9 protein-coding genes and 4 pseudogenes are annotated in these 12463 nt (G+C 68.2%); 8 read left to right on the top strand and 5 right to left on the bottom strand.

Annotated features, from left to right (window positions below; genetic code table 11):
• Together VN520_RS31505 and VN520_RS31500 are read right to left on the bottom strand one after the other, a co-directional pair.
• Nucleotides 1-510 (bottom strand): annotated as a pseudogene (locus tag VN520_RS31505) (MarR family transcriptional regulator); the annotation flags it as partial.
• Nucleotides 511-872: 362 nt separating this feature from the next.
• Nucleotides 873-3083 (bottom strand): helicase, encoded by a 2211-nt coding sequence (locus tag VN520_RS31500; RefSeq protein ID WP_325750342.1) that lies wholly within the window; start codon nucleotides 3081-3083, stop codon nucleotides 873-875.
• Between the two features lie 346 nt (nucleotides 3084-3429).
• Here VN520_RS31500 and VN520_RS31495 point away from each other — a divergent pair, with 346 nt between their 5' ends.
• The 8 genes and pseudogenes from VN520_RS31495 to VN520_RS31460 all read left to right on the top strand — a co-directional run bounded on the left by VN520_RS31495 (nucleotide 3430) and on the right by VN520_RS31460 (nucleotide 10941).
• Nucleotides 3430-4356, top strand: coding sequence for an ABC transporter ATP-binding protein (locus tag VN520_RS31495; protein WP_325750340.1), 927 nt, complete (start codon nucleotides 3430-3432; stop codon nucleotides 4354-4356).
• A complete protein-coding gene (locus VN520_RS31490) occupies nucleotides 4353-5165 on the top strand; it encodes an ABC transporter permease (protein WP_325750339.1) in 813 nt (270 codons plus the stop codon). The genes VN520_RS31495 and VN520_RS31490 overlap by 4 nt, the downstream gene beginning before the upstream one ends.
• 50 nt (nucleotides 5166-5215) lie before the next feature.
• Nucleotides 5216-6439: a sensor histidine kinase gene (locus VN520_RS31485; RefSeq protein ID WP_414720007.1), complete on the top strand. Its 1224-nt coding sequence runs from the start codon at nucleotides 5216-5218 to the stop codon at nucleotides 6437-6439.
• Nucleotides 6436-7041 (top strand): response regulator transcription factor, encoded by a 606-nt coding sequence (locus VN520_RS31480; RefSeq protein WP_325750338.1) that lies wholly within the window; start codon nucleotides 6436-6438, stop codon nucleotides 7039-7041. Before VN520_RS31485 ends, VN520_RS31480 begins: the two co-directional genes overlap by 4 nt.
• Nucleotides 7042-7098: 57 nt before the next feature.
• Nucleotides 7099-7356 (top strand): annotated as a pseudogene (locus tag VN520_RS31475) (transposase family protein); the annotation flags it as partial.
• Nucleotides 7357-7503: 147 nt separating this feature from the next.
• Nucleotides 7504-7986, top strand: coding sequence for a hypothetical protein (locus tag VN520_RS31470; protein ID WP_325750337.1), 483 nt, complete (start codon nucleotides 7504-7506; stop codon nucleotides 7984-7986).
• Nucleotides 7987-7997: 11 nt separating this feature from the next.
• On the top strand, nucleotides 7998-10295 hold the full coding sequence (locus VN520_RS31465) for a hypothetical protein (RefSeq protein WP_325750336.1): 2298 nt from the start codon (nucleotides 7998-8000) through the stop codon (nucleotides 10293-10295).
• 1 nt (nucleotide 10296) lies between these two features.
• Complete coding sequence (locus VN520_RS31460) at nucleotides 10297-10941, top strand: hypothetical protein (RefSeq protein WP_325750343.1); 645 nt, start codon at nucleotides 10297-10299, stop codon at nucleotides 10939-10941.
• Between the two features lie 53 nt (nucleotides 10942-10994).
• Here the strand turns inward: VN520_RS31460 and VN520_RS31455 are convergent.
• The 3 genes and pseudogenes from VN520_RS31455 to VN520_RS31445 all read right to left on the bottom strand — a co-directional run.
• Nucleotides 10995-11117, bottom strand: a pseudogene (locus VN520_RS31455) (SigE family RNA polymerase sigma factor); the annotation flags it as partial.
• A gap of 542 nt (nucleotides 11118-11659) precedes the next feature.
• Complete coding sequence (locus VN520_RS31450; protein ID WP_325750335.1) at nucleotides 11660-12001, bottom strand: ArsR family transcriptional regulator; 342 nt, start codon at nucleotides 11999-12001, stop codon at nucleotides 11660-11662.
• Nucleotides 12002-12204: 203 nt separating this feature from the next.
• Nucleotides 12205-12463, bottom strand: a pseudogene (locus VN520_RS31445) (TetR/AcrR family transcriptional regulator); the annotation flags it as partial.

The following is a 12463-nucleotide window of genomic DNA, read 5'->3' as shown; positions in this document are numbered from 1 at the left end:
TGCCGGGGACACCGGCGTAGGGGGCGTGGCGGGGGTTGCCGGAAACACCGGCGCGGGGACCTCTGCGATAGCTGCCGGGAGCACCGGTGCGGGGGGTGCTGCGGGGGCTGCCGGGGTGACCTCGATGGCGGCCCACCACTCGTTGTCGCGGGCGGTGCGCGACCAGAACGTCCGCGAGACCCAGCGCACCTGGCCCGACTCGCCGACGAGGCACCGTACGCGGCGCAGGTGTCCGGCGGTGGCGAGCGCCCTCAGGGCGGAACCGACGGCCTGCTGGCCGTACAGCGGCAGCTGCTTGGCGAGGCTCTTGACGTCCATCGAGGCACCGTCGGGCAGGTGGTCGATGAACCCGGCGATGTACCGCTCACGGGCGGGCAGCAGGGCGAAGTCATCGGCACTGCGCGGGAGTTGACCGGGCATGGTGCGCTTGCCGTAACCGGGCTTGGCCATCGGGTACGGGCGCGAGGATGCGGGGGCGCGCAGGGCGAAGTTAAAGTGCTCGGTAGCCACGGGATCGCCTTCTTCGATCTTGCGGTGAGACCCCGGCCTGGTGTGCCAACACCGTGTCGGGGTCGTCTGGTTCCCGCACCGTAAACAGTCGCCACACTCCGCTGCAAGTCGGTCACAATTAGTCATACTTGCTGGCCGTGACGGGTCAGGGAGGTCGGGGAGGTTTTCCCGAACCACCCTTCTTTCCCTACCGGTCAAAGGCATCGCTCGAATCCCGGCCCTCGGATCCCGGCGCCCGGGTCCCGAAGCTCAAGCGTCGGGCGGAGGCCCTCATTCCGGGCCCCGAACGAGTGAACCGGCCCGTTCCGGCGCCCGAATCCCGGGTCCCGGGCTTCGAGCGCCGAGGGCGGGCGGACGCACCCTCAGCGCAGCGACGCGGGCAGCTCCTCCCGGTGGACGATGCCCAGGCGCTGCGTGGCGCGGGTCAGGGCCACGTACAGGTCGCTCGTCCCGAACCGGCCGGGCTCCACGACCAGCACATGGTCGAATTCGAGCCCCTTGGCCTCGCGCGGGCCGAGCAGCACCACGGGACGGGTGAGGTCGGGTTCGGCGCCGGCCGTGACCCCGTCGAGCGGTGCCGCGATCTCCTCGTGCAGCTCGCGCGGCGCGATCACCGCGAGGCGTCCCTCCTCGGGCGTCAGTTCCTCGACGGCCCGCGCCACCGCGCCCGCCAGATCCGCACCGGCGTCCCGCATCCACGGTGCCTCGCCGGTGGACCGCACCGAGCCGGGCGGCTCGAACGACGGGTCCTGGGCCTGGACGACCCTGGCCGCCAGCTCCATGATCTCGGCGGGCGTACGGTAGTTGACCCCCAGCCGCACATGCTCGAAGCGGTCACCGACGTACGGCTCCAGGATTCGCTCCCACGAGCCGACGCCCGCCTCCTCGGACGTCTGCGCCGGGTCGCCGACCAGGGTGAGCGAGCGGGTCGGCGACCGGCGCATCAGCAGCCGCCAGGCCATCGGTGAGAGCTCCTGCGCCTCGTCGACGATGATGTGCCCGAACGCCCAGGTCCGGTCGGCGGCGGCGCGCTCGGCCGCGCTCCGGTGGTCGGCCTCCTCCTGCCGCTCCGCCATCCGCTCGGCGTCGATGATGTCGTGGGCGGCCAGGAACTCGGACTCCTCGTCCTCGAATTCGTACGACTCCGATCCCCGGGACAGCTCCAGGACCCCCTGCGCGTAGGCGACCCGCTCCTGGCGCTCGGCCTCGGCGGCGGCCCGCCGGGCACTGTCGTCGGAGCCGAGCAGCTCGGCCGCCTCGTCGAGGAGCGGTACGTCGGCGGGGGTCCACTCCCCGTCGCCGGGCGCGCGCCGGACGGCCTCCGCGTCCTCGTCCGGTAGGTACACCGGCTCGGCCAGGTAGTCGGCGAGGAACTCCTCGGGGGTGAGCAGCGGCCACAGTTCCCCGACGGCGGCGTGCACCTCCTCGCTCGCCGCGACGCTCTTGCCGAGCTGGGCGACGTCGTCCGGGCCGAGGAAGTTCGGGCCGCCGTACGGGTCCGCGCCGAGGCGTTCGGTGAGCTGCGCGGTGAGGGCGTCGATGACGTGGAACGTGAAGTACGGCCGGGCGAGATTGTGCGGCAGCCGGGTCTCGCGGGCCGCCTGCCGGGCCTCGTAGGCGATCTCCCAGTCCAGGACCAGGTCACCGTCATCGTGCGGGATGATCAGCGGCTCTCCCGGCTCGGGCAGTGCCTGCCGGTCGCGTACGGCGAGGGCGAGCGCCTCGGCCATCCCGGCGGCGCCCTTCACGGCTGCCGCGCGCGGGGTGTCCGTGCCGTGGGCGTGGACGCCGGGGAAGAGCTCGGCCTGGGTGGCGAGCATGACGCCGGTCTCGCCGAGGGCGGGCAGCACCTCGCCGATGTAACGCAGGAAGGCCGGGTTGGGGCCCACGACCAGGACCGCGCGCTTGGCCAACAGCTCACGGTGCTCGTACAGCAGGAAGGCCGCCCGGTGCAGCGCGACCGCCGTCTTGCCGGTGCCGGGGCCGCCCTCGACGACGAGGACACCCCGGTGCGGAGCGCGGATGATGCGGTCCTGCTCCGCCTGGATGGTGCGCACGATGTCGCCCATGCGGCCGGTGCGGGCCGAGCTCAGCGCGGCGAGCAGCACGGCGTCACCGCTCGGGTCCTCGAAGCCGCTGCGTTCGCGGTCCCCGAGGTCGAGGATCTCGTCGTGCAGCTCGGTCACCGTGCGGCCCTCGGTGGTGAGGTGTCTGCGCCTGCGCAGCCCCATCGGCGTATGTCCGGTGGCGAGATAGAAGGGCCGGGCGACCGGTGCCCGCCAATCGATCAGAAGGGGAGTGTGTTCGGTGTCGTCCTCGCGAATTCCGATACGGCCGATATGGTGCGCGGCGCCGTCCTGGAGATCGATGCGGCCGAAGCACAGCGAGCCGTCCACCGCATTCAGGGACGCCAGCAGACCGGAGCGCTCGGCGACGAGCACATCGCGCTCGTGACGCGCCTGCAGGCCGTTCCCGACAGGCGTCAACGCGTCCTCGACGTGCTGCGCGGTGACCCCGCGCAGCGTGTCGACACGGTCGTAGAGCCTGTCGATGTATTCCTGCTCCTTCTGCAATTCGACGTTTTCGCGAGTTGACAAAACCGCTCCCTGCTGGATATGGTGTTTCTGGTGGCCCCCGGTGAGGGGCCTTTTCTGTGGGCACACAGAAACACTCAATATACGTGAGGAAATCCCCGGTCCGCAATTGCGGACCGGGGATTTCCTGCTTTCACAGCCGCGCGACGGCGGCGGGCCGATGGGCCGGCGGGCCGATGGGCCGGCGGGTCGGCGGGTCGGCGGGCGGTGCGCTCCGGGCTCCGGCGGCAATGAGGTATGTCATGGGTCCGCATTACAGGCGTCACATGAAGCCGATGACAGAGCGCACTGCCCCCGGGCCCGCTCCGACGGGAGTGTGGGAGGCATGGACACCGTCATCGAAACCGTCGGACTGAAACGCAGCTACCGGGACTTCGACGCCGTACGCGGCATCGACTTCACGGTCGCCCGCGGAGAGCTCTTCGCCCTGCTGGGGACCAACGGTGCCGGCAAGACCTCCACACTCGAACTCCTGGAGGGCCAGGCCGTGCCCACCGGCGGCACCGTCCAGGTGCTCGGCCGGGACCCGTTCCGTGACCGGGCCGCCGTACGCCACCGCATCGGCGTGATGCTCCAGGAAGGCGGCTTCCCGCCGGAGCTGACGATCCTGGAGACCGTACGGATGTGGGCGGGCTGCACGAGCGGTGCCCGCCCCGCCGACGAGGCCCTCGCGCTGACCGGCCTCTCCGACCGGCGCAAGGTCAGGGTCAAGCAGCTCTCCGGCGGCGAACGCCGCCGCCTCGACCTCGCGCTGGCCCTCCTCGGACGGCCCGAGGTGCTGTTCCTCGATGAGCCGACGACCGGCCTGGACGCCCAGTCCCGCCGCGACACCTGGGACCTGATCCGCGAGCTGAAGCTCCAGGGCACGACCGTGCTGCTCACCACGCACTACCTGGAGGAAGCCGAACAGCTCGCCGACCGGCTGGCGATCATGCACAAGGGGCTGATCGCCACCACCGGACGGGTGGCCGACGTGGTGGCCGAGCGCCCCTCCCGGATCACCTTCCAGCTGCCCCCGGACCGCTTCCTCGGCGAACTCCCCCCGCTCGCGCCGATGGGCGTGACCCGGCACACGACCGAGAACGGGACCGTCCTCCTGGAGACCCGGGAGTTGCAGCGCACCGCCACCGAACTGCTCACCTGGGCCCACCGCACCGGCGTCACGCTGCACGCCCTCGACGTCCGGTCCGCATCACTGGAAGAGGCCTTCATGGAGATCGCCAAGGGCCTCGACAACGAGGAGTCACGATGACGACCACCGCCTCCGCCCGACCCGTGACCACCGCCGGGCCCGTACGGCGCGGCCCTGCCGCCCGCATGGCCGCTCTCGGCCGCGCGGAGCTGACCCTGCTCCTGCGCAGCAGGGCGGCCCTGTTCACCGCGGTCGCCCTGCCGACCCTCATGGCCTTCTCGATGCGCAGCCTGGTCAAGGGCCTCGACCTGGCAGGCACCGGACTGTCGATGGCGACCGTCCTGCTGCCGGGGGCCCTGGCCATGGCCCTGTTCTTCTCGATCTACACCAACCTGGTCGGTGTCTACGTCACGCGCCGAGAGAGCCTGGTGCTCAAGCGGCTGCGCACGGGGGAGGTGCGCGACTGGGAGATCCTCGCCGGCGGCGCGCTGCCCGCGGTGGTCCTGGCGCTGGTGCAGTGCGTGCTGCTGGCCGTCGGACTGACGGCGGTCCTGGACGCGCCCGCGCCAAAGGCCCCGCACCTGGTGGTCGTCGGTCTGCTCGCAGGCGTGGCGCTGCTCGTGATCGGGGCCGCGCTGACGGCCGCCTTCACGCGGACGGCAGAGAGCGCGCAGCTGACCTTCCTGCCGTTCATGATGGTGAGCATGGTCGGATCCGGACTCTTCCTGCCGCGCGAGGTCCTGCCCGACGCGGTGGCCGGGATCAGTGCCTGGCTGCCCTTCTCCCCGGTGATGGATCTCGTACGCGGCGGCTGGACGGGCGACCTCGGCGGCATGGACCAGGCCCGCGCGCTGCTCGTGGCCCTGGTGTGGACAGCGGCGGCGGCCGCCGGCGTGCGGCAGTGGTTCCGTTGGGGACCGCGCCACTGAGACGACGGGCGTCGAAGGGGGAGCCGGCGGATGCGGGGAAGTGGGGGACCATGAGCATGAGCATGAGCGTGGAGGACTGGGTCGAGCGGCTCGGCGGCCAGGACGGCCCCGACCGCTACCGCCGGTACGCCCTGGGCAGCGTCGGCTTTCTCGCCGTCAGCGAGATCGGCCTGTGGGCCATATGGGTGGTGCAGGAAGACATCGACGCGCTCTGGCGGACCTCCGTGGCCGTCCTGGGCGCGGCCCACGCCCTCATCCAGTTCCTGCTCTGGCGGTACGGGCTGAACCACTACCTCGCGACCGGCCCCCGGCCCGTCCGGCTCGTGGCGGCCTTCACCGCCTTGACGGTGGCCATGGCCGTCCTGGGATGCGTACTCCTGACGTCCGGCCCCATCGACGGGGGTGCCATGACGGCGTACACGGTGTGGCTGCTGATGTACTACGCCGGACCGCCCGTCCTGGCGCTGCCGCCCCGCGTGGGGTCGGCCCTCGTGGCGGCCGTCTCGGTCGCGTCCCTGGCCGGTGCGGCCGTGGCGGGGCTGAGAGGTTCGGCCCTGGTGTTCGTCATCAGCGCCAGCATCGTCATGGTGCCGTTCATGGCCATCGCGTCCCGGGCCACCGGCTGGAGCGTGCGGCTGATCGAGCAACTGGCCGCCGCACGCGAGACGCAGGCACGTCTGGCCGTCGCCGAGGAACGCCTGCGCTTCGGCCGTGACCTGCACGACGTACTGGGCCGCAACCTCGCGGTCGTCGCGCTCAAGAGCGAACTCGCGGCGCAGCTGGCACGCCGCGGTCTGCCCGAGGCGGTCGAACACATGGTGGAGGTGCAGCGCATCGCGCGGGAGTCGCAGCGGGAGATCCGCTCGGTGGTCCGCGGCTACCGCACCGCCGACCTGCACACCGAACTCGCCGGTGCGCGTTCCGTCCTGGAGGCCGCGGGCATCGACTGCCGCATCGAGTACGGCCCCGCGGCCCGCCTGCCCTCCGACGTGCAGTCGGCCCTCGGCTGGGTGGTGCGCGAGGGAACGACGAACGTGCTCCGCCACGCCCAGGGTGCCTCCCGCTGCACCATGTCGCTGCGCACAGCGGGACCGGCCGAGGCCCTGCTGGTGATGGAGAACGACGGCGGGTCCGGGGCACCGCCCGGCGCCGGCACGGGCCTGACCGGGCTGAAGGAACGCCTGGCCGGGCTGGACGGCACACTGGCCACCGAACAGGATTCCGGCGGACACTTCCGCCTCACCGCACGCATCCCCTGGGAGGATGGCGAATGATCACGGTCCTGCTGGCCGACGACGAGCACCTCATCCGGGGTGCACTCGCCTCACTCCTCAGCCTGGAGGACGACATCACCGTCGTCGCGCAGGCCGGGACCGGCGACGAAGCCCTGGCCATGGCCAGGGCGCACCACCCCGACGTCGCCGTACTCGACCTCCAGATGCCCGGCCTCGACGGGGTGGCCGTCGCCGCCCGGCTGCGGGACGACGCACCCGGGTGCGCCGCGATGATCGTCACCAGCCACGCCCGGGCGGGAGCCCTGAAGCGCGCGCTGAGCGTCGGGGTGCGCGGCTTCGTCCCCAAGACGGTGTCCGCGCACGACCTGGCGCAGATCATCCGCACCGTCCACACCGGCGGCCGCTACATCGACCAGGAACTCGCGGCCGACGCCATCGCGGCGGGCGCATCACCCCTGACGCCCCGCGAGACGGAACTCCTGTCGTACGCCGAGGACGGGGCCCCGGTCGCGGACATCGCCTCCCGCGCCTCACTGTCCAGCGGGACGGTCCGCAACTACCTCTCGGCGGCGGCGATGAAACTGGGCGCGGAGAACCGCCACGTCGCGGCCCGCATCGCCCGGGAGCACGGGTGGCTGTGACCCGGCGAGGGCGCAGCAGCACCATCGCAGTGAGCTCTTCCCAGCTTGCCTTGTAGGTTGCGTAGTTGGGCCAGCAAGGGCTACTGCGGCGCCGGCGGCCCGGTCTGCATCCCGTACCGGCGGCGCTGGGACACTCTTTCCGCCGGTCAGCAGGCGGTGAACCGGTCCCACGCGAAGATCTGCGCACTCGTCGAACAGGCCATGGCCACCCTCAAATCCTGGCGCCTCCTGCGCAAGTTCCGATGTTCGACCACTCGAATCACCGCCCTCGTCCAAGCTGTCCTCACCCTGGATCCGGCCAGCTCAGACCGATGATGAAAAAGCCTCCGTGACGGGTGTGTGGCTGAACAAGCCATTGACGGCCGGAAAAATGACTGTGCTTGTAGGCGCGCGAAGCGAATCAGTAGTCTGAGCTGGATTGGATCTGACTGAGGGTGCACACGGGGGAAGGATTCTGAAGCTATGTCCTGGGACGAATGGGAACATCTGAAGTCCGAGGCTGCCGAACGGCAGTCGACGAGGATGCAGATGAACCAGGTCCCAGCAGGCCCCGGGGGTGGCGAGGGCGGAGGACAGGGCGATCTGGTGGTCAATCAGGATGATCTGGGTGCCGTCGGAAATGAAGCCTTCATCCTGCACGATCACCTCCGAAGGCAGGGAGACATCGCTGGTGCGGGCATGGACAAGAACGGGTCCGGCTCATCCATGCAGGCTGCGGCGTCGCTGAAGGGGTGCAACTTCGGTCTGGGCTTCGCGCTGGAGACGACCGTGTCGATGTGGGAATCCCAGCTCAGATCACTGCTCCAGGCATGCGCCCATATCTCCAACCACTTGGACTACTCCAAGGCGCTGCATGCCAACGACGAAGCTCAGATCGCCGCATCCGTCCGTCAGCGGAACGGTGAGACCGTGCCCGTTTCACGGCTCAACGAGTACTTCAAGTAGAGGAACCTGCGGTGTCTGCCCTGACTTTCATGGATGTGGCCGAGGTTGACCTCGGAAAGCTTGGGACTGCCGTCACGGACTGGAAGAAGGCCGTAGACAATCTCAAGACGCTCGCGAGAAGCGCTGACACGGGAATGTACGCGAAGTCTGAGTCCGCGCGCTGGGACGGGGTCAACGCGAGTGTGACGCGGGCCTTCGTGAAGAAGACGCGGAAGGAGTTCGCCGATGCGTATGCGCAGGCCAACACCATCTGGAGGCTTCTTGATGACGCCCACACCGAGCTCGTCGCAATCCAGAATAAAATGAAGAACGCTGTCGAAGTGGACATCGTTAATCTCGGAGTGAAGATCGAGGACATCGGTGACGGCGCCGTTCGCTGGTTCTTCCCGCATGTTCGTGGTGACACCGATGAGCGTACCCAGGAGCAACTGGACAAGGCGCAGGAACTGGCGGACCGCATCTCAAGCCTGACGGCGCACGCAATGGAGATCGACGCCGCTGTGACCCGAGCCCTCAACAAGGCCCATGGGACTGACTCGCATAATTTCGGTCACAAGAACTACGACTCGCTGGACGGCGCTCAGGCTGAGCGCGCTCTCGAACTTGCCGAGCGGGGTACAGGAATCACCGAAAAAGAATTCACCGAGTTCAATCGCATCATGAAGTACAATGCGAAGGATTCGGATTTCTCGACCTCTTTCTATCGTGGAATCGGTGGACCGAAGGAAGCGCTCGAATTCTATGGGCAGATGTCCCTCAACGGAACAGAGGGCAGTGACAAGGATCGACTGGCTCTGACCAGGGATCTCCAGCGCAACATGGGTGTGGCCCTGGCCTCCGCTACCGACCCGGACAACAAGTCGCATCTGCCGACCAGTTGGGGTGCGGAGTTCCGCAAGCTCGGCAACAGGCAACTGGTGCTCAGCCCTGGAGGCGTGAATCACCCCTACGGCTACCAGGTCCTCGGCGGCCTGCTGCGGTACGGGAACTATGACGCCCGGTTCCTCAACCCGATCGCTGAACACATCGTTCAGCTTCACCACAAAGACCCCGACAAGTTCATGCTGAACAAGCCGGACACCGGTGGTGGTGATCTCGACTACGGATTCAACCCGTCAGGCAGGACCGGCGCAGGATACGATCCGCTGACGAGCGCGATGGAGGCCCTCGGGCACAGCCCCGAGGCGGCAAAGAAGTTCTTCTCCGAAGGGACTGTGCCCACGGTCTACAAGGAGGACGGCACCGTCGACAAGAGTAAGTCCCTGGACTACAGCTACTTCGAAGAACTGACGGGCAAGGACTTCAAGTGGCCGCCCGACAGCCTTGAGGCGCCCAGCGACGAGGCCGCCGAGAAGGCCCGGAGTTTCGGCCCCGACGCGTTGGGCCACGCACTCGAGGCGGCGACGACCGGTCACGCCTGGGATGCGACGACCCCCGTGCTGCATCGCGACGAGCAGACGTCCGAGATCATGCGGAAGGTCGTCAACCTCTACAGCGCCACCTCCGACGTGGCACCGCACGACGAGATACGGGACAGTCTGGGGCGTATGGGGGCGGCCTACATCGACGACCTCAACTACTCCATCAAGAACTTCGGTGGCTCGGGCGATGAATTGGACCGTGACGGGCTCTTCGCCCACGCCAGTGACGGCTCCAGCCGGACGGATTTCGGAGAGGACGCCGCTCTGAACTTCATGATGGTGGCCGCAGGTGACGAAGAGGGGTATCAGTACCTCTCGGCGTCGCAACAGGTATTCGAGGCCAGTGGGCTAGCCGCGTTCGAGAACGACCAGGCCAAAGGGCTCTCTTTCGCCGACAACGCGTCCAAGGTGCACGGAATCCTCGACGAGGCACGCTCCCACCAGATTCGTGAAGATTTCAAGGATCCGGAAGAGCAGCGCAACTTGGAAGAGGAGAAAAAGGGCGAGTGGCGAAAATTCGGCGTCAGTGCCGGTGTCGCCACGGTGGTCGGTGTCGGAACCGCTCTCGTTGTCGGCCCGGCGGCGGGCGTTGTGGCCGCCACCGCTGTGCCTCTTCTCATGGAAACGGGAGGCGGGGCAGTGAATACGGCTTACGGAAGCCACACCTTGCAATATCTGAAGGACAACGAATACAAGAACGATCACGAAGCGGTACAGGGTGTCCAGACGCACGAAAGGATCGCCGAACGTGGGGCTTGGATCCCCGTCGCTAACTATGCGGACACGCTCGGTATGACGACAGAGCAGAAAGATGTCCTCAGTACGCGCGTCGAGCAGTCTTACCAGTCCGGAAAAGACATGGTGGAGGATCTGGAGAAGGTGAACTAGGTTGACCAGGTGGGTCGTCGGCAGCGTGTTGTTCTTGGCAATGTCTCTGGTCGCCACCGGGTGTTCCGGCGAGGAGCCCAGGCGTGGGGAATCTCCTGAGATCTGGGCCGCTTGTGACGACTTCTTCGGCGCCGAGAATGTCAACGCTCTGGACAGGCAGATGGGCGAAGGTGTTCTGCGGATCGACAGTCGGCTCGCGTCGGTCGACGAGGTGGCGAAATGGATGGCGTCACTGGCCCTGGACTGGGAGCCGGGCAGCACCGCTCACTGGGTGAACAGGGCCACGCCATGTGAGATCGGCCTATCGGACACGAGGCAGCAGCTCTCCTCGGCGGTGAGTTGGTCGAACTCCTCCATCGAGGACCTGGAGTCCGGTAAGCAGCCACGGAGCTGGCGCAGTGTGGGCGGGAATGTCTTCGCTTACGAGGAGGCCAATAGGGGGACGCTGGTAGCAGCCTTTCCCTGCAAGGTGCCTGGTACCGACAAACAACAGGAAGCTGGCCTTCCGATGGAGGTGAGGATCAGCGGTAGAGGGATTCCCGGCTTCAAGGATCACTTGAGGGGAAAGCTGGCTTCTGCTCTCGCCCGAACGATGAGTAGCGCGCTGAAGTGCGTCAACGCGCCCGTCATTCCTTCAGAGTTGTAGTCGTCGGACACTCCCGCGGGGTGAGCCCGCCCAGCCTGCGGCACGACGCCTGGCTCCTGTACGAGATCCTCGGCGAGGTGTGTGTCCCCGCCGGTCAGCAGGCACGCCGAACGGAACAGATGACCCATGCGGGCTTCCGCGAACTCGCGGTAGGCGCCCTCCTCGGACTGCCTCATTCGCCACCCCCTCTCACCTACACCCTTTAGATGCGGTGACCACCGGGAAATGTTTCACCCTCGCGAAGCCGGGGTTTTCCGAAGCCGGAGTTTTCCGGCGCCCCACGGCACAAGGCGTCACCGGCGGCCACGCGGACGGGGTCGCTGACGCCTGACACCTGAACTTGGGGTTCGAAGCTTGGGGCTCGGAGGCCTTGAGGCGGCGCGTGCCAGGGCGTGCGAGCCCAGCGCGATCCGATGAAGGCCCTGGCGCGGCTCTCCCGCTCCAGGATCGGAGCGCGCTCACGGCCCCGGCACCGTGACTGTTCTGCTGCCGAGGCGTCAGAAGCGAAGCCCGATGCATGCCTGGGAACCGGGCCCCGCAGCTCACCTCGTGCCGCGAGGATCGCGATGTGGGGCGATGGGCCGAGGGGACATTCCAGATTCCGTCCGGCTGATTTTTCCCGCCGCAGGGAGGAGACCGGCGGACCGGGGCCCCGGCAGGAGCCCCGCTCACTCACCGGGGCGTCTGCGACTGTCCTGCCTGCCTGTCCGTCTCCACCTCACGGCCGGGAGCGGGAACTCGCGTCGCCGGCGTCCGCAGCGACCACGGCCTGGATCAGGCCTGGGAACCTGCGGTCCAGGTCTTCCTTGCGCAGGCGCATGTACAGCCCGTTCCCGGCGTCGCGCTGGTACACCAGGCCCGCTTCCCGCAGCACCCGCCAGTGGCGGGTGCGGCTGGACTTGCCCAGGGGCAGGTCGAAGGACGCGCACAACCGCTCTTCATCCGGCCGCTCCGTCAGTTCGGCGATGACCCGTCGCCGGTTCTCGTCGGCGAGCGCGAGAAGGATGGGCCCCACCGCCAGATCCTCGACCTGAGGGTGCGCCAACTCGTCTGCCGCCATCACTCCACCCCTCGACAAGGTACGCGCATCCGCGTACCTTAATGAAGGTACGCCGCTACGCGTACCTTACCTCTGGGGGAGCCATGCCTGCACCCGCCTCACCGCGCCGCCGGGTTCTGGCGCGTATGCGCGCCTCCCTGCGCAGGCTCCTGCTCCTGGAGCACTCGCCCTTCATGACCCTTTAGGCCGTGCGGGGTACGGTCTCAAGCTTCATCCGCCGGAGGTGACGCCGGCCCGGCCAGCCCGTGCAACAGCAGGTCCGTGAGGGTGTCGATGATGCGCTGGTCGTCTTCGCCGCCGGGGGGCGCGAGCACGGCGTAGTTGAGGGTGACGAGCATGGCGCCCATCGCCGCCGCGATGAACTCGGGGTCGCCGGGCAGCGGGTGCCCGCGCTCGACCAGGTACTCCAGGTGCTCCCGAATGGTTTCCGTCTGCTCGCGCAGGTCGCGCCAGGCCCGGCCC

This window comes from Streptomyces sp. (assembly GCF_035563135.1).
GTDB lineage: Bacteria > Actinomycetota > Actinomycetes > Streptomycetales > Streptomycetaceae > Streptomyces.
This window is presented reverse-complemented; position numbering and strand designations above follow the sequence as displayed.

Bases quoted from the DNA above. Each gene is read 5' to 3' on its own strand.
- VN520_RS31495 (WP_325750340.1), top strand. From the start codon at position 3,430: ATGGACACCGTCATCGAAACCGTCGGACTGAAACGCAGCTACCGGGAC.
- VN520_RS31490 (WP_325750339.1), top strand. From the start codon at position 4,353: ATGACGACCACCGCCTCCGCCCGACCCGTGACCACCGCCGGGCCCGTA.
- VN520_RS31485 (WP_414720007.1), top strand. From the start codon at position 5,216: ATGAGCATGAGCATGAGCGTGGAGGACTGGGTCGAGCGGCTCGGCGGC.
- VN520_RS31480 (WP_325750338.1), top strand. From the start codon at position 6,436: ATGATCACGGTCCTGCTGGCCGACGACGAGCACCTCATCCGGGGTGCA.
- VN520_RS31470 (WP_325750337.1), top strand. From the start codon at position 7,504: ATGTCCTGGGACGAATGGGAACATCTGAAGTCCGAGGCTGCCGAACGG.
- VN520_RS31450 (WP_325750335.1), bottom strand. From the start codon at position 12,001: ATGGCGGCAGACGAGTTGGCGCACCCTCAGGTCGAGGATCTGGCGGTG.